The organism is Domibacillus tundrae, from assembly GCF_000970675.1.
Taxonomy (GTDB): domain Bacteria; phylum Bacillota; class Bacilli; order Bacillales; family Domibacillaceae; genus Domibacillus; species Domibacillus tundrae.
The window spans coordinates 15,522-37,884 of the sequence record NZ_LAJA01000035.1 but is presented as its reverse complement, the minus strand read 5'-3'; the positions used below and the strand labels follow the sequence as shown (position 1 = coordinate 37,884).

General features: G+C 44.1%; 23 protein-coding genes and 2 tRNA genes. 22 read left to right on the top strand and 3 right to left on the bottom strand.

The features are described 5' to 3' along the window. Positions 1-8: 8 nt before the first annotated feature. Complete coding sequence (locus VQ00_RS16935; RefSeq protein WP_046181303.1) at positions 9-293, bottom strand: transition state genes transcriptional regulator AbrB; 285 nt, start codon at positions 291-293, stop codon at positions 9-11. A gap of 359 nt (positions 294-652) precedes the next feature. On the opposite strand from VQ00_RS16935, the gene metG reads away from it, so the two are divergent. The 22 genes from metG (at position 653) to VQ00_RS16825 (ending at position 21,561) form a co-directional block, all read left to right on the top strand. Continuing rightward, entirely contained in the window at positions 653-2,668 is a 2,016-nt protein-coding gene (gene metG, locus VQ00_RS16930; RefSeq protein ID WP_082091640.1) for a methionine--tRNA ligase, read from the top strand. Positions 2,669-2,701: 33 nt separating this feature from the next. Next, positions 2,702-3,469, top strand: coding sequence for a TatD family hydrolase (locus VQ00_RS16925; protein WP_046181314.1), 768 nt, complete (start codon positions 2,702-2,704; stop codon positions 3,467-3,469). Positions 3,470-3,512: 43 nt separating this feature from the next. Then, on the top strand, positions 3,513-4,070 hold the full coding sequence (rnmV, locus tag VQ00_RS16920) for a ribonuclease M5 (RefSeq protein WP_046181301.1): 558 nt from the start codon (positions 3,513-3,515) through the stop codon (positions 4,068-4,070). Continuing rightward, entirely contained in the window at positions 4,067-4,948 is an 882-nt protein-coding gene (gene rsmA, locus VQ00_RS16915) for a 16S rRNA (adenine(1518)-N(6)/adenine(1519)-N(6))-dimethyltransferase RsmA (protein WP_172645601.1), read from the top strand. Before rnmV ends, rsmA begins: the two co-directional genes overlap by 4 nt. A 183-nt stretch (positions 4,949-5,131) precedes the next feature. Beyond that, complete coding sequence (gene veg, locus VQ00_RS16910) at positions 5,132-5,389, top strand: biofilm formation stimulator Veg (protein ID WP_046181299.1); 258 nt, start codon at positions 5,132-5,134, stop codon at positions 5,387-5,389. Positions 5,390-5,528: 139 nt separating this feature from the next. Then, positions 5,529-6,398: a 4-(cytidine 5'-diphospho)-2-C-methyl-D-erythritol kinase gene (gene ispE / locus VQ00_RS16905; RefSeq protein WP_046181298.1), complete on the top strand. Its 870-nt coding sequence runs from the start codon at positions 5,529-5,531 to the stop codon at positions 6,396-6,398. 68 nt (positions 6,399-6,466) lie between these two features. Further along, the gene (purR, locus tag VQ00_RS16900; RefSeq protein WP_046181297.1) at positions 6,467-7,312 is read left to right on the top strand and encodes a pur operon repressor; all 846 of its coding nucleotides are present in this window, start codon (positions 6,467-6,469) and stop codon (positions 7,310-7,312) included. Beyond that, positions 7,309-7,686: a RidA family protein gene (locus tag VQ00_RS16895; protein WP_046181296.1), complete on the top strand. Its 378-nt coding sequence runs from the start codon at positions 7,309-7,311 to the stop codon at positions 7,684-7,686. Before purR ends, VQ00_RS16895 begins: the two co-directional genes overlap by 4 nt. A gap of 121 nt (positions 7,687-7,807) precedes the next feature. After that, a complete protein-coding gene (gene spoVG / locus VQ00_RS16890) occupies positions 7,808-8,101 on the top strand; it encodes a septation regulator SpoVG (RefSeq protein WP_046181295.1) in 294 nt (97 codons plus the stop codon). A 174-nt stretch (positions 8,102-8,275) separates the two neighbouring features. Then, the gene (glmU, locus tag VQ00_RS16885; RefSeq protein WP_046181294.1) at positions 8,276-9,652 is read left to right on the top strand and encodes a bifunctional UDP-N-acetylglucosamine diphosphorylase/glucosamine-1-phosphate N-acetyltransferase GlmU; all 1,377 of its coding nucleotides are present in this window, start codon (positions 8,276-8,278) and stop codon (positions 9,650-9,652) included. Between the two features lie 21 nt (positions 9,653-9,673). Next, positions 9,674-10,633 carry a ribose-phosphate diphosphokinase gene (locus VQ00_RS16880; RefSeq protein WP_046181293.1) on the top strand — a complete coding sequence of 320 codons (960 nt, stop codon included), beginning with the start codon at positions 9,674-9,676 and terminating at the stop codon, positions 10,631-10,633. Positions 10,634-10,777: 144 nt separating this feature from the next. Next, positions 10,778-11,407 (top strand): 50S ribosomal protein L25/general stress protein Ctc, encoded by a 630-nt coding sequence (locus VQ00_RS16875; RefSeq protein ID WP_046181292.1) that lies wholly within the window; start codon positions 10,778-10,780, stop codon positions 11,405-11,407. Positions 11,408-11,504: 97 nt separating this feature from the next. Then, positions 11,505-12,065: an aminoacyl-tRNA hydrolase gene (gene pth / locus VQ00_RS16870; protein ID WP_046181291.1), complete on the top strand. Its 561-nt coding sequence runs from the start codon at positions 11,505-11,507 to the stop codon at positions 12,063-12,065. Positions 12,066-12,293: 228 nt separating this feature from the next. After that, positions 12,294-15,815 (top strand): transcription-repair coupling factor, encoded by a 3,522-nt coding sequence (gene mfd, locus VQ00_RS16865; protein WP_046181290.1) that lies wholly within the window; start codon positions 12,294-12,296, stop codon positions 15,813-15,815. Positions 15,816-15,902: 87 nt separating this feature from the next. Next, positions 15,903-16,439: a stage V sporulation protein T gene (spoVT, locus tag VQ00_RS16860; protein WP_046181313.1), complete on the top strand. Its 537-nt coding sequence runs from the start codon at positions 15,903-15,905 to the stop codon at positions 16,437-16,439. Between the two features lie 79 nt (positions 16,440-16,518). Beyond that, a complete protein-coding gene (locus VQ00_RS16855) occupies positions 16,519-18,075 on the top strand; it encodes a putative polysaccharide biosynthesis protein (RefSeq protein WP_046181289.1) in 1,557 nt (518 codons plus the stop codon). Between the two features lie 7 nt (positions 18,076-18,082). Beyond that, positions 18,083-19,549 (top strand): bifunctional methyltransferase/pyrophosphohydrolase YabN, encoded by a 1,467-nt coding sequence (gene yabN, locus VQ00_RS16850; protein WP_156154112.1) that lies wholly within the window; start codon positions 18,083-18,085, stop codon positions 19,547-19,549. Then, entirely contained in the window at positions 19,546-19,806 is a 261-nt protein-coding gene (locus tag VQ00_RS16845; RefSeq protein WP_046181288.1) for an RNA-binding S4 domain-containing protein, read from the top strand. Before yabN ends, VQ00_RS16845 begins: the two co-directional genes overlap by 4 nt. An 83-nt stretch (positions 19,807-19,889) precedes the next feature. Continuing rightward, positions 19,890-20,150, top strand: coding sequence for a YabP/YqfC family sporulation protein (locus VQ00_RS16840; protein ID WP_052728635.1), 261 nt, complete (start codon positions 19,890-19,892; stop codon positions 20,148-20,150). Continuing rightward, positions 20,147-20,617: a spore cortex biosynthesis protein YabQ gene (gene yabQ / locus VQ00_RS16835; protein ID WP_046181286.1), complete on the top strand. Its 471-nt coding sequence runs from the start codon at positions 20,147-20,149 to the stop codon at positions 20,615-20,617. The genes VQ00_RS16840 and yabQ overlap by 4 nt, the downstream gene beginning before the upstream one ends. Positions 20,618-20,634: 17 nt before the next feature. After that, positions 20,635-21,033 (top strand): FtsB family cell division protein, encoded by a 399-nt coding sequence (locus VQ00_RS16830; RefSeq protein ID WP_046181285.1) that lies wholly within the window; start codon positions 20,635-20,637, stop codon positions 21,031-21,033. 87 nt (positions 21,034-21,120) lie between these two features. Next, positions 21,121-21,561, top strand: coding sequence for a S1 domain-containing RNA-binding protein (locus tag VQ00_RS16825; protein ID WP_046181284.1), 441 nt, complete (start codon positions 21,121-21,123; stop codon positions 21,559-21,561). Positions 21,562-21,867: 306 nt separating this feature from the next. On the opposite strand, the gene VQ00_RS16820 is transcribed toward VQ00_RS16825, so the two are convergent. Both VQ00_RS16820 and VQ00_RS16815 read right to left on the bottom strand, forming a co-directional pair. Beyond that, positions 21,868-21,939: transfer RNA gene (locus VQ00_RS16820), tRNA-Glu, on the bottom strand. Positions 21,940-22,102: 163 nt separating this feature from the next. After that, positions 22,103-22,176 (bottom strand) — tRNA-Met (locus tag VQ00_RS16815). Positions 22,177-22,363 lie beyond the last annotated feature (187 nt).

Sequence of the window (22,363 nt, the reverse complement as noted above, 5' to 3'; positions counted from 1 at the left end):
TTATAGTCTTATTTACCTTTTGCGAATGCTTCTTCAATTTCTTTCATTAAAATCTCAGCGCCTTCATGGCTAAGGATTAGTTTGCCATCGGCAAGTTTGATGTTATCGTCAGATACTTCGCCTGTTACTTGGCACGTCATGCTCGGCTTGTATTTTTTAAGAATGATTTTTTCGTCATCCACATAAATTTCAAGCGCGTCTTTTTCTGCAATTCCCAACGTACGGCGCAATTCAATTGGAATAACGACCCGTCCGAGTTCGTCTACTTTACGTACAATACCTGTTGATTTCATTTTAAAAAGCTCCTCTCAATATATGTGTGTCGTTCAAATAGCGTTATCTAAATTCATTCGTCAATATTCGACAAAAAACTTACCCTATGACGTAATTATACCAAGACTTGCCATAAACGTCAATAAATAAAATCTAATTCTTCAAGTAAATGAAAGGCTTAAATGTTGATTTACCAATGTTTTAAGTCAGAAAAAGCAAAACACTTTTAAAAATTTTTTCGACATGTGTCGAAATTTGTCGAATAAAAGTGATTATTCGACAAAGAAATTAACAGAAAAAAAAGTGTTCATATTTACATTTATTCAGATATGGGAGAAAATAAAAGAAGTGACTAAAAAAGCTTATCGTACATAAGCGGATGCTTTTTAAGGAGGATTTTCCAGTGAATGAGCATAAAAAATCGTTTTACTTAACAACACCTATTTATTACCCGAGTGGCAATTTGCATATCGGACACGCTTATACAACAGTTGCGGGAGACGCTATGGCACGCTATAAGCGTTTGCGTGGATTTGATGTAATGTATTTGACCGGAACAGATGAACATGGTCAAAAGATTCAAGAAAAAGCGGATGAGAAAGGTGTCACCCCGCAAGAATACGTAGATGAGATTGTATCGGGTATTCAAAAGCTTTGGAAAACAATGCACATTTCCAATGATGATTTTATCCGCACGACGGAAATGCGCCATAAAACAGTCGTTGAAAAAATTTTTCAGCAGCTTTTAGATCAGGGAGACATTTACCTTGGCGAATATGAAGGCTGGTATTCGGTTCCGGATGAGACATTTTATACTGAAACACAGCTTGTCGACAAAGAATTAAATGAAAAAGAAGAGGTCGTTGGCGGGAAAAGTCCAGACAGCGGCCATCCAGTCCAAAAAGTTCGAGAAGAATCATACTTTTTCCGGATGAGCAAATATGCAGACCGTTTATTAAAATATTATGAGGAAAATCCGACATTCATTCAGCCGGAATCCCGCAAAAACGAAATGATTAATAACTTTATTAAACCAGGTCTTGAAGATTTGGCGGTATCCCGGACGACGTTTGACTGGGGCGTCAAAGTGCCTGGCAATCCGAAGCACGTCGTATACGTATGGATTGACGCATTGTCAAATTACATTACAGCACTTGGCTATGGAACAGAAAATAAAACGAAGTTCGAACAATATTGGCCGGCGGATGTCCATCTAGTCGGCAAAGAAATCGTCCGTTTTCATACGATTTATTGGCCAATCATGCTGATGGCACTTGATTTGCCGCTGCCGAAAAAAGTATTTGCGCACGGCTGGCTGCTTATGAAAGACGGCAAGATGTCGAAATCAAAAGGAAATGTCGTGGATCCTGTCACATTAATCGATCGTTACGGCCTGGATGCACTTCGCTATTATTTGCTGCGTGAAGTACCATTTGGCTCTGATGGTGTATTTACACCGGAAGGATTTGTGGAGCGGATCAATTACGATTTAGCCAACGACCTTGGCAACTTGCTGAACCGGACGATTGCAATGATTAACAAATACTTTGACGGCGACATTCCACCTTATAGCGGTTCAGATGGCGAATTTGAACAGGCGCTTGTTGAAATGAATGACAAAACAGTCCGTGAATACGAAGAAGCGATGGAAAACATGGAGTTCTCCGTTGCACTGACGTCACTTTGGCAGCTTGTCAGCCGGACGAATAAATATATCGATGAAACACAGCCATGGGTGCTCGCAAAAGAAGAGAAAAAAGATGGGCTCGGCACTGTGATGTATCATTTAGCTGAATCATTGCGCCGAACTGCTGTTTTGCTGACGCCGTTTTTAACGGGAACACCATCAAAAATTTTTGAACAGCTTGGGCTGACGGATGAAAGTCTGCGGAAATGGGAAAGCTTACACACATTTGGAGCAATTCCACCGAGTGTTAAAGTTGTTAAGAAAGGCGAGCCGATTTTCCCGCGTCTTGATATGGAAGAGGAAATTAACTTTATAAAAGAAAAAATGCAAGGAGCAGCCCCGGCACAAGAAAAGAAGCCTGCAGAAAATTATGCACCGGTTGCGGAAGAAATCAGCATCGACGATTTTATGCAAGTGGATCTCCGTGCTGCCACGGTTATTGAAGCTTCTCCTGTTAAAAAAGCAGATAAGCTGTTAAAATTGCAGCTGGACCTCGGTTTTGAAAAACGCCAGGTTGTATCTGGTATTGCGCAATATTATAAACCGGAAGAACTTATCGGCCGTAAAGTAGTCGTTGTTGCGAATTTGAAGCCGGTTAAGCTGCGCGGCGAACTGTCGCAGGGAATGATTTTGGCCGGTTCAAAAGATGACATTTTAACGCTGGCCGAAGTGCCGGAAAACTTGCCAAATGGAGCAAAAATCAAATAATTGTTTCACGTGAAACAAAAGACGGGTGATAACATGCTATTTGATACACACGTTCATTTAAATGCAGATCAGTTTCAAGAAGATGTAGAAGATGTTATGAAGCGCGCTCAAGAAGCCGGTGTAAAACGAATGGTTGTGGTCGGATTTGACCGGCTGACGATTACACGGGCGATGGAACTTGTGGAAAAATATGATTGGCTGTATGCGGCTGTCGGCTGGCATCCGGTTGACGCCATTGATATGACAGAAGAAGATTTGAATTGGATTGAAGAACTCGCTAACCATCCGAAAGTCGTCGCAATTGGGGAAATGGGCCTTGATTATCACTGGGATAAGTCACCAAAGGACGTGCAAAAAGACGTATTTCGCCGCCAGATTCGTCTGGCTAAAAAAGTGAAGCTGCCAATCATTATTCATAATCGGGAAGCAACGCAGGATATTGTTGATATTTTAAAAGAAGAAGGCGCCAGCGATGTGGGCGGCGTTATGCACTGCTTTAGCGGCAGTGCTGAAACGGCACTTGAATGCGTTAAATTAAATTTTTACATTTCTCTTGGCGGTCCCGTGACGTTTAAAAATGCGAAGAAGCCGAAAGAAGTGGCGGAAGCGGTGCCGCTTGATAAGCTATTGATTGAAACGGATTGCCCGTATCTTGCGCCGCATCCATATCGCGGCAAGCGGAACGAGCCCGCTTATGTAAAACTCGTGGCTGAGGAAATTGCGGCGCTTAAACATCTTTCATATGAAGAAGTGGCGGCTGCAACGATGAAAAACGCCAACACACTGTTTCAACTTGATTAAGCAGGGGGCTCACAAAGCCTCCGCTTTTTCGTTCGGAGGAAAAATGAAAATTAAAGAAATTATTGTTGTTGAAGGAAAAGATGACACGGTGAAAATCAAGCTGGCAGTGAATGCTGATACAATTGAAACGAGAGGGTCCGCGGTCGACGATAGCGTCATTGACCAAATTCGCCATGCTCAAGCTACGCGCGGCGTTATTATTTTAACGGACCCGGATTATCCTGGTCAGCGCATCCGCAGCCTTATTGCTGATAGAGTGCCTGGCTGCCGTCATGCTTTCTTGCCGAAAAATGAAGCAATTGAAAAACATGGACGCGGTGTCGGGGTGGAGCATGCCTCTATTGAATCGATCCGAAAAGCGCTTCGTGACGCGCAGTATATGGATGAGGAAGCAACTGAACAGATAACAAAAGAAGATCTCGTTGCAGCCGGGCTTATTGGCGGTCCTGCTTCAAAAACACGGCGTGAAGTCATTGGACAAAAGCTGAAAATTGGTTACGTGAACGGAAAGCAGCTGCACAAGCGGCTGATTATGTTCCAGATTACACGAGAACAATTTGCTAAAGTCTTAACGGAAGTACTGAAGGAGGAACAATCATGAAAGATATCGCAACACCGTCCCGGACGAAAGATATTCTCGCTCGGCACAGATTTTCATTTAAAAAAAGCCTCGGTCAAAACTTTTTAATTGACTCGAATATATTGCAGCGGATTACCGAAACAGCTGAACTGACGAAAGAAACCGGCGTCATTGAAATTGGTCCGGGGATCGGAGCGCTGACGGAGCACTTGGCCCGTTCAGCGGGTAAAGTCGTCGCATTTGAAATTGATCAACGATTGCTGCCGATTTTAGATGAAACCCTGGCGCCATACGACAATGTGAAGATTATTAATGAAGATGTGCTAAAAGCGGATATGAAAACAGTGGTCGAGCAGGAATTTGCCCAATTTGACCGGCTTATGGTTGTAGCAAACCTTCCTTATTACGTGACGACACCAATTATTATGAAGCTGCTTGAAGACAAAATACCGGTCACTGGATTTGTTGTCATGTTGCAAAAAGAAGTAGGCGCTCGTATTTCAGCGAAGCCGTCAACAAAAGAATATGGCTCCCTTTCCATTGCGGTTCAATATTATACGGAAGCATCGATTGCGTTTATCGTGCCGAAAACAGTTTTTATGCCGCCGCCGAATGTGGATTCCGCCATTATTAAGCTAGATGTGCGCGACGAGCCTGCTGTTTCTGTTGACGATGAAGACTTTTTCTTTAAGGTCACAAGAACCTCTTTTGCCCAGCGCCGAAAAACCATTTTAAATAACCTCGTTAACGGACTGCCAGGTGGAAAAGAAAAAAAAGAAGATATTACTACCGCGCTTGAAGAAGCTGGAATTGAGCCGTCTAGACGAGGTGAAACGCTATCGCTCGCTGAATTCGCTTCGCTTACTGAATCTTTGACAAAAAAAGGAATAGGGAAATAGTTAACTGCTCTTGAAAATAGAGTGGTTTTTTTTATAAACTTGGGAAATACTAACGTTATCGAAAAAAATCGATATTTGCCGAACAAAAAATATTGACATTAGAAGGCGACGCTGATAAAATATTTTATTTGTTTGACTAAAACAGGAGTTTGTGCTACACTAAACATAGTGAGGTGGATGCAAATGCCGAAAACATTAGCTGACATAAAAAGATCGCTTGATTGTCATTTGGGTAAAAGATTGTTGCTGAAAGCGAATGGTGGACGACGTAAGACGATTGAGCGTTCCGGTATTTTAACGGAGACGTATCCTGCTGTTTTTGTCGTAGAACTTGATCAGGACGAGAATTCATTCGAGCGCGTTTCTTATAGTTACGCGGATGTACTCACTGAAACAGTTGAACTGACATTTGAAGATACAGCGGCAGGCAACGCAGTATAAATGGCTTGCTTTTTATAAAGCAGCACACCGGGGAGCCGGCTCAACAGATTCAATTTGAATCTTTTGAGCCGGCTCTTTTTCTTTTGTGATAAAATAAGACAATAATTTATTGCGTATAACATAAAGTAGGTGGACTGAAATGAAGTTAATGATTAAAGCACCAGCGAAAATTAACCTGACGCTTGATGTGCTCCATAAACGGCCGGATGGCTATCATGAAGTGGAAATGATTATGACGACAGTTGATTTGGCTGACCGTCTTGAATTGGAAAGCTTGGATAAAAACGAAATCCGGATTATTTCGCACAACCGGTTTGTACCGGATGACAGCCGAAATCTCGCTTATCAGGCAGCAAAACTGCTGAAAGATCGATATGGTATTAAAACCGGCGTGTCCATTCAAATTGATAAAGTGATTCCGGTCGCAGCAGGGCTGGCTGGCGGAAGCAGTGATGCCGCAGCCGCGCTAAAAGGGCTGAATCAGCTGTGGAATCTTGGCCTGTCACTTGATGAGCTGGCGGAGATGGGGGCAGAAATTGGCTCGGATGTATCTTTTTGTGTATACGGCGGTACAGCACTTGCGACGGGTCGAGGGGAAAAAATCGAGCATTTACCGACACCGCCAAATTGCTGGGTTGTGCTTGCAAAACCAACGATCGGCGTCTCTACAGGTGAAGTGTATAAAAACTTAAAGCTTGACCGCATGAAACGACCAGATACAAACGCAATGATTGAAGCAATTAAAGAAAACGATTATAACAAAATGTGTCAAAACATGGGGAATGTGCTGGAATCCGTCACTTTGCACGCCCATCCCGAAGTGGCGCTTATTAAAGAGCAAATGATCCGTTTCGGGGCGGATGCCGTGCTGATGAGCGGTAGCGGTCCGACCGTGTTTGGCTTAATCCGCCACGATTCTCGTATGCACCGCGTTTATAATTGCCTGCGTGGATTTTGTGATCAGGTGTACGCAGTGCGCATGCTTGGGGACACGGACTTGGTTGATTAAAACCGTATATTAAGATATATTATAATTAAAATATTCGGTTTTACTCCCCAGGAGGTTTAAATAGAACGATGAAGTTTCGTCGAAGTGAACGTATTATTGATATGACGCATTATTTACTGGAGCACCCGCATCAGCTTGTGTCATTGACCCTTTTTGCGGCAAGATTTGGTTCTGCCAAGTCTTCCATTAGTGAGGATTTGGCTATTATTAAAGAAACATTTGAGAAGCGCGGCATTGGTACGCTTCAGACTGTTCCGGGTGCAGCGGGCGGTGTGAAATTTTACGCACGCGTAGATAAAGAAAGTGCGAAAGAGTTTATCTCAGAGTTATGCCGGCAAATCGAAAATCCGGAGCGTCTTTTGCCAGGCGGCTATTTATATATTATGGATCTGCTCGGAAATCCATCCACAATGAATAAAATTGGCAAGCTGCTCGCATCAGCATATGCAGACAAAAAGATCGACACCGTCATGACGGTTGCCGCGAAAGGCATTCCTATTGCTCATGCAATTGCGGCTCATTTAAACGTGCCGGTTGTTGTCGTGCGCCGTGACAGCAAGGTGACAGAAGGACCGACTGTCAGCATCAACTACGTATCAGGCTCAACAAAGCGTATTCAAGCAATGGTGTTATCGAAACGCAGTTTAAAAGAAGGATCAAAAGTTCTTCTCGTCGATGATTTTATGAAAGGCGGGGGCACAATCAACGGCATGATCAGCTTGCTGGCTGAATTTAATGCCTCCGTAGCCGGAATAGCGGTTCTTGTGGAAGCGGAATATCCGGATTGTCTTATTGATGACTATATTTCACTCGTTAAATTACAAAATGTAAATGAAAAAGATGCCTCCATCTCCGTTGTGGAAGGCAACTATTTTATAAAAAATAATGAATTTTTACAGGGGGAATCAAAATGAACATCGTCAATACTATAAAAGCACCTGCAGCAATTGGACCGTACTCACAAGGAATTATTGTGAATAACTTGTTTTACAGCTCCGGCCAAATTCCGCTTACAGCAGAAGGCACACTTGTAGAAGGCACAATTGAAGAGCAGACCCATCAAGTATTCGCAAATTTAAAAGCCGTCCTTGAAGAAGCAGGGGCTTCCCTTGAAACCGTTGTGAAAGCAACTGTTTTTCTGTCTGATATGAATGAATTTGCACCGTTTAATGATGTGTACGGGGAATATTTCTCAGCGCACAAGCCTGCCCGTTCATGTGTTGAAGTAGCGCGTCTTCCCAAAGATGTGAAAGTAGAAATTGAAATTATTGCGCTTGTAAAAGCATAAACCGGCCTTGCGCCGGTTTTTTTTGTTCAAATTTTTTTGGTTAAAAAAGAAGGAATATTGCAACGATTATGGAATAAGTAGTTTAGGCTTTTTTAAATACGGGGAAAGGGGGTGAATATGCGTGGAAATAACAGACATAAGATTACGCCGTGTTCAAACAGAAGGCCGGATGAGAGCGATCGCATCCATTACATTTGACGGGGAATTTGTTATTCATGACATTCGCGTCATTGACGGCAATAACGGCCTATTTGTGGCAATGCCAAGCAAACGGACACCGGAAGGAGAATTCCGCGATATTGCGCACCCGATCAATTCCGGAACCCGCGGGAAAATTCAAGATACGGTGCTTGAAGAATATCACCGCGTATGCAAAATGGAGAAAGAAGAACTGGTTGCGCTTGAAGAGGCGTAATTATGTTTTTTATTTCATCAACGTGGCAGCTGCCGCTTTTTTTTTCAGCAAGAGCCTGATTATGTGGGGGCTCTTTTTTGCGTTGTCAAAAATGTGTCATTTTCCTGCTTTGATTGAAATTAACCGGTATTTAAGATATATTCAATAGTGGATAATCAGGTGAGGAGGCCTTTCATGATGAATATTTACGCTGTGATTCTGGCTGCAGGACAGGGAACGCGCATGAAGTCAAAATTGTATAAAGTGCTGCACCCGGTCTGTGGAAAGCCAATGGTAGAACATGTTATTGATCAAATTTCAGGTTTACATACAGAACAAATTGTGACAATCGTTGGTCACGGTGCTGAAAAAGTAAAGGCGCAGCTTGGAGACCGATCTGCTTACGCTCTGCAGGAAGAACAGCTCGGTACAGCACATGCGGTTATTCAAGCGCAGTCGATGTTGGATGGAAAGGAAGGCTGCACGCTTGTTGTGTGCGGAGATACACCTCTCATTCAGACGTCAACAATGGAAGCACTTGTTAAGCATCATCAGGAAACAAACGCAAAAGCGACGATTTTAACGGCTCATGCGGAAAAACCGGATGGATATGGCCGTATTCTTCGTGGAACGGATGGATCTGTTACCCGTATTGTAGAGCATAAAGACGCGTCGGATCAGGAGCGTGCTGTGAAAGAAATTAATACAGGCACGTACTGCTTTGATAATAAAGCATTGTTTGAGGCATTAAAAAATGTTTCAAATGAAAATGTCCAGGGTGAATACTACTTACCGGACGTCATCGAAATTTTAAAAGCGGCCGGTGAAACCGTTTCTGCGTATCAAACAGAAAGCTTTGATGAAACACTAGGCGTCAATGACCGTGTTGCACTTAGTGAAGCAGAACGCCTTATGCGGGCACGAATTAACGAACAGCATATGCGCGCTGGTGTAACCATTATTGATCCGCAAAACACATATATTGGGCCGGATGTTGCCATCGGTTCTGATACAGTGGTTCACCCTGGAACGATTATTTCCGGCACCACATCGATTGGTGAGGACTGTGTCATTGGACCAAACAGTGAAATTTGTGAATGCGAGGTCGGAAATCGGACTGTGATTCGCCAGTCGGCGGCCTTTGACAGCCAAATTGGCTCAGATGTTAACATTGGACCATTTGCACACATCCGTCCAAAGTCATCGCTTGCCAATGAAGTGAAAATCGGCAATTTTGTTGAAGTGAAAAAAGCATCATTTGGCAAAGGCAGCAAAGCGTCTCACTTGAGCTATATTGGTGATGCACAAGTAGGCAGCGATGTGAACATCGGCTGTGGCGCCATTACCGTCAACTACGACGGGAAAAACAAATTTTTAACAACGATTGAAGACGGTGCGTTTATCGGCTGTAATTCGAATCTTGTTGCACCTGTCACCGTAAAAAAAGGTGCTTATGTGGCCGCGGGATCTACGATTACCGACGAAGTGCCGGAAGAATCAATGGCGATTGCCCGTGCCCGCCAAGTGAATAAAGAAAGCTACGTTCGAAAAATCTTTCCGAAAAATGATTAAATTAGGACAGTGGAGGTCATCATGAGCAATCAGTATTTAGATCCAAATTTGAAAATCTTTTCGTTAAATTCCAACCCGGCACTTGCCCAGGAAATTGCGGAATTTATCGGAGTTGAACTTGGCAAATGTTCCGTTACCCGTTTTAGTGATGGAGAAGTACAAATTAACATTGAAGAAAGCATCCGCGGCTGTGATGTGTACATCGTCCAATCCACAAGCGGCCCGGTCAATGAACATTTGATGGAATTGCTCATTATGATTGATGCGTTAAAGCGGGCGTCAGCGAAAACAATCAATGTTGTGCTTCCGTATTACGGCTATGCGCGCCAGGATCGTAAAGCGCGTGCCCGTGAGCCGATTACAGCAAAACTCGTTGCGAACTTGCTTGAGACAGCGGGAACGACCCGTTTGATTACACTGGATCTTCATGCACCACAAATTCAAGGGTTTTTTGATGTCCCGATCGATCATTTAATGGGTGTGCCTATTTTAGGTCAATATTTTCAAGAAAAAGGGCTTAATAACGAAGAAATTGTTATCGTGTCCCCGGATCATGGCGGCGTAACGCGTGCGCGTAAGCTTGCAGACCGTCTTAAAGCACCAATTGCGATTATTGACAAGCGCCGTCCACGTCCGAACGTATCAGAAGTAATGAACATCGTTGGAAACGTCGAAGGGAAAATTGCGATTTTGATCGATGATATTATCGATACGGCTGGCACGATTACACTTGCGGCGAATGCCCTTTCTGAAAGTGGTGCAAAAGAAGTTTATGCTTGCTGTACGCATCCGGTTTTGTCAGGCCCTGCCATGGAACGCATTGAAAATTCGAATATTAAAGAGCTGGTTGTAACAAATTCAATTGCGCTTGCTCCTGAAAAGAAAATAGACAAAGTCGTGGAACTATCTGTTGCGCCGCTCATTGGCGAAGCGATCATCCGTGTTCACGAAGATCAGTCTGTCAGCACCCTGTTTGATTAATCATTACCTGAAACCTGATTCCTTCTAAGGAATTGGGTTTCTTTTTGTGCTGTTCATGTTTATAAATCACCTTCCAGGGGAATACACAATCATGTACACATAAAAAAATGACCGATTTATAAATCAGGAAGGTGAAGATCAGCTATGAGTAAATTACAAGCAAAAAAACGTGAAGGTTTTACGAGGGCAGCATTAACTGAAATTCGTACAGCAGGCTTGTTTCCGGCTGTTATATATGGAAAAGGCGTGGAATCCGAACCGGTGTCCGTTGAAGAATCCGAGTTCATTAAAGTGATCCGTGAAGTAGGAAGAAATGGATTAATTTCACTAGATGTAGATGGAAGCAAGCATGATGTTATTCTGCAGGAATACCAGAAGGATCCGATTAAAGGGTTTATCGTACACGCAGACTTCCTAGCAGTCGACCGTTCATCTGAAATCACCTCCCAAGTGCGTGTAGATATTGAAGGGGAAGCGGTGGGTTCTAAAGAAGGCGGCGTTATTCAACAGCCATTATTCGAGTTAAACGTTACAGCGAAAGTATCAGATTTCCCTGAACATGTATCTGTTGATGTGTCAGAGCTTGCGATTGGTGACTCGATTTCAGTCGGTGATATTCGTGATAAATATGATTTTACGATTGAAAACGAGGATGAAGATACAATTGTTTCTGTTCTTCCTCCACAAAAATTGGAAGAAACAGAAGAAGGTACTGAAGAGGCAAGTGAAACAGAAGCAGAAGCATCTGCTGAAGGCGAAAAAAAAGAAGACTAATCATTTGAATAAAGACGGGCAGATTAATCTGCCTGTTTTTTTTGCATGTGGTCATGTATACTGAAAGTAACTGTGAAAAATTGAGGTGCAATGAAAGATGAAATTAATCGTAGGCCTTGGCAATCCAGGCATGAAATATGCGGAAACACGCCATAATATTGGCTTTGACGTCATTGATGAACTGGCGAAACAGCTGGGCGCCGAATTAACAGAAGCAAAACATAAAGGGATATACGGCATCGCCCGAAAAGGAACGGGAAAAGTCATTTTATTGAAGCCGCTCACATATATGAACTTATCAGGTGAAAGCATTGGTGAAGTGATGCGTTATTACAGCATGGAAACGGATGATGTAATCGTTGTGTACGATGACCTTGACCTGCCGCAGGGGAAAATACGGCTTCGGCAAAAAGGCAGTGCTGGCGGCCATAATGGCATCAAATCGACCATTGCCCATTTAGGTACAGATCAATTTAAGCGGGTACGGATTGGAATTGGCCGGCCGGATGGCCCAATGAAAACTGTCGATTATGTTCTAGGCAAATTCAGCAGCGATGAGCGAATCGTGATGAATGAAGCGGTAGAAAAAAGCGCGGCAGCTTGTATTCACGCAGTAGACCATTCATTTATTGATGTCATGAATGAATTTAACCAATAAGTTAGGAAAGCGCAAGGCGCAAGTCTTTCAGCGACAAGCATAAGACGAGCAATGGCGGAGGCGCTTTTTGCCTCCAGAAGGGCTTGGCTGGCTTAGAGCAAAGACTTTGTGACTTACATCCTGTGAGCCCTCAAGCTGATGGCACCTGGAGCTAGAAAATGAAGTAAAAAAGCTTTGGGCGTATGCCCCAAAGCGTTTTTCTGTTTTGGAAAAGGGGGAGTAATCGGGATGAACCATTTACTTGATTTATTTTTAAAAAATGATGAAGCAGTATCTGTCATCAATGGAATGGAACTTGGGATGAAAGAACAGCTGGCCGCAGGTTTGTCCGGTTCACTCCGGGCTGTTTTTGCAGCTGCTGCACACCGAAAGCTTCAAAAACCGGTGATGATTATTACATACAATATGCTTCAAGCTCAAAAACTGTATGACGATATCGTTCAATTTATACCAGAGGAACACGTGTATATGTATGCTGCCAATGAACTGATTGCGGCAGAAATCAGTATTGCCAGCCCGGAGCTGCGCGCACAACGAATTGAGATGCTGAACCATCTGGCACTGCAAGGAACTGGAATATATATTGTGCCTGTAGCTGGATTAAAAAAGCTGCTTCCTTCTAAAGATAGATGGAAGCGACTTCAAAAAACATTTACATCTGGAGAAGAAGTGGAACTGGAGAGCCTAAAACACGAGCTCGTGGAAATGGGTTATGAGCGGGCGGATATGGTGTACGCACCGGGTGAATTCAGCATTCGCGGCGGAATTATTGACCTTTATCCACTCACGTCTGAGTATCCGGTCCGAATCGAGCTGTTTGACACGGAAATTGATTCCATCCGGACGTTTGCACCGGATACGCAGCGTTCGATTGAAAACATGACCTCTATTTTGATTGGTCCGGCGGCGGAAATGCCGGCTTCAGCGGAAGAACTGGCTGCACTGGCCGGTCGACTTCAGGACGCACTGGATGACACGTTAAAGAAAATCGGCAGCCCGGAAGTGAAAAAGCAGCTATCTTCTTATGTAGGCGCGGATATTGAAAAGTTAAAACAAGGCATCCGCATCGATGAGTTAGGCAAATATACGTCTCTTCTTTACGATCAAACGGCGCTTGTGACATCATACTTGCCGGAAAGTGGAGTCGTCTTTTTTGATGAAATGAGCCGAATTAAGGAAATTAGTGATTCGTTAGAAAAAGAGGAAGCAGAATGGTATACCACTCTTATTGAAGAAGGAAAAGCAGTTCATGGCTTAACGCTCGCACATACTCTTCAAAAAGCAATTCAGGCAACTGTTCAGCCTTCTGTATATTTATCGTTGTTTATGCGCCAGACAGCTGGCGGGAAGCCGGAAAATATCGTGAATTTTTCCGCCCGCTCAATGCAAAATTTCCATGGTCAAATGAATGTGCTTGAAGGAGAAGTCGAGCGTTGGAAAAAAGCTGGAACAACTGTGCTGTTTTTAGGCGAAACGATGGAACGGGTTGAAAAAATAAAAGCGACACTGAATGATTATGGCATGGAGATCACAATGATTAAAGATCAAAATGAAGTGATCGAAGGTATTGTCCAAACAGGTCCTGGCGCTTTAACATCCGGCTTTGAGTTTCCGCTGTTAAAGATTGCGGTCGTTACGGAGCAGGAGCTGTTTAATAAAAAAGCGCCAAAAAGCAAGAGGCGCCAAAAGCTTTCAAACGCAGAGCGGATCAAAAGTTATTCAGAACTGAAGACCGGCGATTATGTCGTTCATGTAAATCACGGGATCGGGAAGTACCTCGGCATTGAAACGCTCCAAATTAACGGCGTCCATAAAGACTATTTGAAAATTAAATACCAGGGCACAGATGAATTGTTCGTCCCAGTTGAACAAATTGAACTCGTGCAAAAATATGTTGGTTCAGAAGGAAAAGAGCCAAAAATTTATAAGCTTGGCGGCAGTGAATGGAAACGGGTGAAAAAGAAAGTTGAATCATCAGTTCAGGACATTGCGGATGATTTAATTAAACTTTATGCTGAACGAGAAGCAGCACGCGGTTATGCTTTTTCACCAGACGGGGATATGCAGCGTGAATTTGAAACTGCTTTCCCGTATGAGGAAACAGAGGACCAGCTGCGGTCGATTCAAGAAATTAAGCGCGACATGGAACGTGAACAGCCGATGGACCGCTTGCTTTGCGGCGATGTCGGCTATGGGAAAACAGAGGTAGCGATCCGGGCGGCATTTAAAGCAGCGGCGGATGGCAAACAGGTAGCAATTTTAGTCCCAACAACAATATTGGCCCAGCAGCACTATGAAACGCTGAAAGAACGGCTGCAGGACTTTCCTGTTAACGTCGGCCTGCTCAGCCGCTTCCGCACACGCAAGCAGCAAACAGAAACGCTCAAAGGCTTAAAAGCAGGAACGGTCGATATCGTAATTGGTACGCACCGCCTGTTGTCAAAAGATGTGCAGTATCAAGACCTTGGCCTGCTTGTCGTCGATGAAGAACAGCGGTTTGGTGTCACACATAAAGAAAAAATTAAACAGATGAAAACAAACGTGGACGTGCTGACGTTGACAGCGACGCCAATTCCACGAACACTTCACATGTCGATGCTTGGTGTACGGGATTTGTCGGTTATTGAAACACCGCCCGAAAACCGTTTTCCTGTCCAAACGTACGTCGTTGAGCACAATATTGGTCTTATCCGTGAAGCAGCTGAGCGGGAAATTGCCCGTGGCGGACAAGTTTTTTACTTATACAACCGGGTTGAAGACATTGAGCGGCGTGCCGATGAAATTTCGATGCTCGTTCCAGATGCGCGGGTTGCCTATGCGCACGGCCAAATGACAGAAACAGAGCTTGAAGCCGTTATTCTCGGCTTTTTAGGAGGGGAATCAGACATATTGGTGACAACAACAATTATTGAAACCGGCGTCGATATTCCAAATGTAAATACATTAATTGTTCACGATGCTGACCGGATGGGGCTTTCTCAGCTGTATCAAATCCGCGGGCGTGTCGGCCGGTCCAATCGGGTCGCGTATTCGTATTTTATGTACCGGAAAGACAAAGTGCTATCTGAACCGGCAGAAAAACGGCTTCAAGCAATTAAAGAATTTACCGAGCTCGGTTCAGGCTTTAAAATCGCGATGCGCGATTTATCGATCCGCGGTGCGGGTAATTTGCTTGGATCCCAGCAGCACGGCTTTATCGACTCGGTCGGTTTTGATTTGTATTCACAAATGCTGAAAGAAGCGATTGAACAAAAACAAGGCGGCGATAAACAGAAAAAGGCGCCTTCATTCGAAGTAGATGTGACCATTGATGCATATATTCCAGATGCGTATATTACGGACAGTGCACAAAAAATTGATATGTATAAGCGGTTCCGTTCAGCGGATTCGTTTGATGAAATAGATGAGCTGAAAGAAGAAATGACCGATCGCTTTGGCGACTACCCGCAAGAAGTGGCGGATTTGTTTACAGTGGCAGAAATGAAAATTTATGCGGCTAAAACGAAGCTGGAATCCATTAAGCAATCAAAAGACACAGTTGCCATTTTAATGAGCGATGAAGGGACAAAAGAAATTGATGGCTCCAAGGTGTTCGCCATTTGCAACAAGTTTGGCCGCATGTGCGGGTTGGGAATGGAAGAACAGCGCCTGAAAATAACGATCGACCCGAAAAAAGCGCCGGAGCAAGGTTGGTTTAATGCTGCATTTGAACTTATAAAAGAGCTGGAAATGGCAAAAAAACAAGTATAGTTTCATGTATAGAATGCTTCCTCCTGAAAGATACTAACGCCAAGAAATGGTTTTGATATTTTGATGGCGAAAGAGAGGCAGTCCATGATGAAAGCTACAGGTATCGTTCGACGTATTGATGATCTTGGCCGTGTGGTTATTCCGAAAGAGATCCGCCGTACACTTCGAATTCGAGAAGGGGATCCGCTGGAGATTTTTGTAGATCGTGACGGCGAAGTCATTTTAAAAAAATATTCACCTTTTACAGAACTGGGTGATTTTTCGCAGGAATATGCAGAAGCACTGCATGACAGCCTGCACTACGCAGTGCTTATTTGTGACAAAGATACCGTTATTTCTGCTGCGGGTGTGAAAAAGAAAGACTTTGTAGAACGAAAAATCGGTCCGATTGTGGAATCGGTCATTCAGGAAAGACGTTCAGCTGAAAGCAATGAGCGGCGTGATGTTGAATTAACCGATGGCCGCACAGTAGAAACTGAATCGTATTTTATAACACCGATCATTGCAGCTGGTGACACCATTGGAGCTGTTGTTTTATTTTCAGAAGAACGTTCAGCCGGTGAGGCTGAACAAAAAGCGGCGTTCGTCGCTGCGGCTTTTTTCGGTAAACAGATGGAGCATTAATCCGGCATCCCTTATAGGGAGCCGGATTTTTCTTTTCAAACAGGATAAAAATGAGTAAAGTAGTCACTGAGGTGGTCGCGTGGAAACAGAGAAGTCATTATTAAAAGGAGCGGTTTTGCTGACAATCGCCGCGTTATTTGTAAAAGTGTTAAGCGCGGTGTACCGTGTGCCTTTTCAAAATATAGTTGGGGATACCGGTTTTTATATTTATCAACAAGTGTATCCGTTTTACGGAATTGCCGCAGGGCTTGCTGTTTCCGGTTTTCCGGTTATATTATCCCGTATAGTGGCAGAGGCGGATGAACGGAGAAGTCAGGTGGCTGTCCATACCGCTTTTATAACAATTGGTATGATGGGTTTTATCGCTTTTTTATTGCTTTTTTTCAGCTCCGGGTGGATGGCCTCATCAATGGGTGATGAAGCACTGAAGCCGCTCATTCAATGCAGTGCGTTGTTTTTTTTATTTGTTCCGTATATTGCGGTGAAGCGGGGAACGTTTCAAGGAAGCGGCAATATGGCACTGACAGCCTCCTCTCAAATGGCGGAACAGTCTGTCAGGATCGTGGCTATTTTACTTTTCTCAGCTTATGCTGTTTTGTCGGGTAGAACACTGTATGAAGCGGGACTTGGTGCTGTTATTGGATCACTGTTTGGAATGGCAGTATCTGCTTTTGTCGTTTGGCAGTACAGCCGAAAGCAAAAGCGGAGTATTTTGTTTCTGTTTGACCGCAGGACAGCTGTGGAGATTATCACACGCGGGACGGCGGTTTGTTTGTCTGCATTGACGCTTGTTTTTTTACAGCTGGCAGATTCTTTTCAAGTGTACAGCGGACTAATTGACTCTGATATGGCGGCAGCGGACGCGAAAAAGTGGAAAGGTATTTTTGATCGCGGCCAGCCGTTGCTGCAGCTTGGTGTTGTGGCAGCTGTGTCTATTTCATTAACTATTGTTCCACTGATTTCGAAAGCATGGAAAGAACAAAACCAAAAAGCGGAAGCCGCATTCAGCCAGCTGGCGCTGCGTGTCAGTTTTGCGCTCGGTCTCGCCGCTTCTGCCGGTCTGGCTGCTGTTATGATTCCGCTGAATACGATGCTTTTTAAAACGGCGGATGGCTCAGGATTTTTAGCTATTTTTGGATTATCGATCTTTTTTTATTCATTGATGGCGGTAATGAACGCGGTTTTTCAAGGAAGAGGAAATGACTGGATACCCGCCGCAGGAACCGTAATCACGGTCGCTGTCAAATGGGGAGCAAACGCACTTTTAATTCCAGGATACGGATTGTACGGTGCCGCATTTGCGACAGCAGGTTCGCTTCTAGCCGGTGTTTGCTTTTTGTCGGTTATGTGGAAAAGAAAGTGTGCGCCGCTTTTAACGCATGTATTCGTCTTTAAAACAACGGCAGCCGTGCTCCTAATGGCGTTAGTAGTTTTTTTCTTTATCCAACTTATTATTCCAACAGATGCAGGGAGAATATGGAACGGGGCTGCTGCCATAAGCGGAGCGCTTCTCGGTGCCTGTTTGTTTTTTGTTTTCATGATAAAATGGAGAATATGGAATGATGACGACTTGCGTATCCTGCCGTTTGGTGAAAAGCTGGCAAAACGGGCGGAAATGCGGACTAAAAGGAAGTGACGGACAGTTGACGAATCAAATAACGATTGTCGGCCTTGGTGCGGGCGATCTGAATCAAATGCCGCTTGGCGTATACCGGCTGCTGAAACAGGCAAAAACCGTTTGGCTCCGGACGATGGAGCATCCGGCTGTAGCAGAATTAAGAAAAGAAGGCATTCAGTTTGAAAGCTTTGATGCTATTTACGAAAAGCATGACCGGTTTGAAGCGGTATACGATGAGATTGTAGCAGAACTTTTAGAAAAAGCCATCCACGAACCCGTTATCTATGCGGTTCCCGGCCATCCAATGGCGGCGGAAAAAACGGTTCAGCTTTTACTTGAGCGAAAACGGGCAGGAAAAGCGGATGTCGTTATTGCCGGCGGACAAAGCTTTCTTGATGCTTTGTTTACAAGTGTAGAAATTGACCCGGCAGATGGCTTTCAACTGCTTGATGGTACAGCCTTACACCGGGATGACCTTCATATTTTCAGCCACATTATTATTGCCCAGGTATATGATTCACTCGTCGCATCAGACGTGAAGCTGACCCTGATGGAAAAGTACCCGGCCGAACATGAAGTAACGGTTGTAACAGCGGCCGGAAGTGAGCATGAAGTGATTCGGACCGTGCCGCTTTATGAGCTTGATCACAGGATGGAACTAAACAACTTAACGAGCGTGTACGTGCCGCCTGTCCAAAAAGAAGAAAATACATATCGTGAATTTTCGGTGCTGCGCGGTATTATTGCACGTCTTCGGGACCCGGAGAATGGATGCCCTTGGGATCTTAAACAAACACATGCTTCTTTAAAAAAGTATTTGCTTGAAGAAACGTATGAACTATTTGAAGCGATCGATAATGAAGACGACGGTGAAGTGGCTGCTGAGCTTGGTGATGTTCTGCTTCAGGTGCTCCTGCACGCACAAATCGGTGAGGATGAAGGTATGTTCTCAATCGATGATGTTATTGAATCGACTTCGGCAAAAATGATTCGCCGGCACCCACACGTGTTTGGTGAAGCCACAGCAGAAACAGCTGAGGATGTAAAAGCGAACTGGCAGGAAATTAAAGCTGCAGAAAATGGACATAAGCGAGAAAAAGTGCTCGATGGCATTCCGAAAGGGCAGCCAGCGATGATGGAAGCATACGACCTTCAAAAAAAAGCGGCGAAAACAGGCTTTGACTGGCCGGATGCAGCGGGTGCGATTGCTAAAGTAAAAGAAGAATGGGCCGAATTTCTGGTGGAAACGGAATCGGGCCAGCCGGACAAGCTGCGAGAAGAATTTGGCGACGTCCTTTTTACCCTTATTAACGTAGCCCGCTTTTACGATATTCATCCAGAAGAAGCGCTTGAGGCAATTAACCGCAAGTTCCGCCGCCGCTTCAGCTTTGTAGAAGAGCGTGTCCTCGAGAGCGGCCGTCGGTTTTCGGATTTTACCCTTCATGAATTGGATTCATTTTGGGATTTAGCTAAACAGGAGGAAAGAAAATGAGACTCGATAAATTTTTAAAAGTGTCCCGGATTATTAAACGGCGTACGCTGGCTAAAGAAGTGGCGGATCAAGGCCGAATTTTGATTAACGGAACAGAAGGAAAAGCGAGTTCAACTGTAAAAGCAGGCGATGAGCTGACGATCCGTCTTGGTCGTCATATCATGACCGTAAAAATTGAAAAATTGCTTGATACAACGAAAAAAGAAGAAGCAGCCGGCATGTATACACTTCTTAAAGAAGAACAGCTGGGCGACTAATCGAAAGCATCCGTTTAAGGCGGGTGTTTTTTTCATGAAATGGGCTTTCTATGCATAGCATTTCTATAAAGGGGATGGATGCAATGGACATAAGACAAAGCCATACCGTAAAAATGGACGGGCGTAAAATGATTGAGTTAACGGGTGTTATGCAGGTGGAACGGTTTGACAGCACGGAATTTTTACTCGAAACAGTCATGGGGAAGTTAAAGATTCGCGGCACGGGCCTGAAGATGAAGCATTTTGATACGGTCAAGAAAGAAGCAGCCATTGAAGGACGCATCACGGCTTTTATGTACGTTGAAGGCGGTTTGGGAAAATCATTCTTTAAACGGTCAACATGAGCCTCGGTACGCAGTTTGATACAGCTATTGCAATGCTTGGGATGGGGATTTGTTTCGGGTTAATGGCTGAAATTTATCACCGCATCCGTCCGAAAACAAAAGGTGTTGTCTTTTTGACGGATGTGCTGTTTTGGATCAATTATGCCGTTTTGTTATTCGTTTCTTTATACTATGTAAACGATGGCATTGTCCGGCTGTCTTTTTTTCTTTTTTGGCTGGCTGGCTGCATGATGTATATAACAGGGCTGCGGCGTTTTATTCTTCCGCTTGTGGATGGTCTTTTTTTCTGTATTCGCTTTTTATATCGAGTCGTCTATGGAATTATTCGAATATTTTTTGTGATTCCAATCCTTTTCATCGCAAAATGTACGCTTTCCCTTGCCAGAATGAGTAAGTTTCTATTATTATGGGTGGTAAAGGTACTGATCGTGCGGCCGTGGACGGCAATTGTCCGCATGAAAAAATAAATGTTGGAGGAACGTCGATGCGCGGATTAAATAAAGAAAAAGTAGCTTCCTTAAAAAATGCCTTTGTCATGAGCGAAGAAAAAAGATCCATGTTTAAGATGCAGCATAAGCGAAAATTAATGCGCAGGCTTGCTGCGTTTACTGCAGTGACACTAATTATTCTCGGTACCCTTCTATCGGGTTTGATCACACAGACCGGCAGTTTAAAAGAGAAAGAACAGGAGCTTGCGGAGGCGAAATCAACGCTGTCTGGGCTTGAGCAGCAGCAAAAGCAATCCGAAGAAGAGTTGGTCCGCCTGCAAGATGATGAGTATATTGCAGAGCTTGCTCGGAAAGACTATTTTTTGTCAGATGATGGAGAAATTATCTTCAATATACCCGAGGAAAACGAAAATGTACAAAATACAGAACAGTAAAGAAAGCAGTGTCATGTTGACACGCTTTTTTTACGTACTATAATAATAAGTAAGGTTCGAACAATTTTAAGGAGGAACAAATTTTTTATGTCAATCGAAGTGGGCAGCAAGTTACAGGGTAAAGTAACCGGCATTACAAAATTTGGCGCATTCGTACAACTGCCAGAAGGTTCGACGGGTCTCGTCCATATTAGTGAAGTGGCGGATAATTACGTCAAAGATATCAACGATCATCTAACAGTTGGCGATGAAGTGGAAGTAAAAGTTTTGAATGTGGAGAAAGATGGCAAAATCGGCTTATCGATTCGAAAAGCAAAAGATAACCCGCCACCGCAGCAAACGCAATATCGTCCGCGTCCACAGCGTCAGGGTGATTTCCGAAAAGGACCGCGCGGCGGAGGACAGCCGCCAGTCGAAAACTTTGAATCGAGAGTGGCCCGTTTCTTAAAAGACAGTGAAGAACGCATCTCAACATTAAAGCGTCAAACAGACTCACGCCGAGGCGGAAGAGGCGGAAGACGCGGATAACGCTGCTCCCTGTCGATCCCATATATACGCAATAAACATTTATTTTAAAGTCCCGAATAGTATAATTCGGGACTTTTTTTCATTTTTGGCTGAAAGGAAGCGAATCAGAAGCATTCCCTTTAAAGGACCAACTATTGCTCTAAGTGAAAAACCGGGAGTAGGCTATAATTTTGTGAAAAATAGCAGAGGGTGAGAGAAACGATTCGATAGGAGCGTCTGGATAAGGTAAAAGAGTACACAGATGCAAAACAATAGGTCCAATAAAAAAGATCGGTGAGCAAATGCTCACCGATCTTTTTTGCTGTATGACCCCTACGGGATTCGAACCCGTGTTACCGCCGTGAAAGGGCGGTGTCTTAACCGCTTGACCAAGGGGCCGTTATGAGACTGAAGTAATGTAATGTCTAGCTGCGTTCGCCAGAAGCTCGGAGGCTCACAAGAGGTGAGTCACAAAGGTGTTGCGACAGGACGTCGCATTCTTAACCTTTGTTCATCTCTTATGCCTGTCGCTCCTGAGCGAGCGAACTCCGCTTTTCTTTTATAGCGGCGGAGGGGATCGAACCCCCGACCTCACGGGTATGAACCGTACGCTCTAGCCAGCTGAGCTACACCGCCAAATTGTGTGTGTCTGTAACAGCACAAAATCTATAATAACGGCGGGGTGATAAAAAGTCAATATTATTTTCAATAAATGTTCATTCTAATTTTGTCGAACGATTTTTCCAGCTTATTTCCTTCGTTTGACAAAGTTTGAGCAAACGATCTTTTATACTTCACGGTAACGATTAAAAAGGAGTGGTTT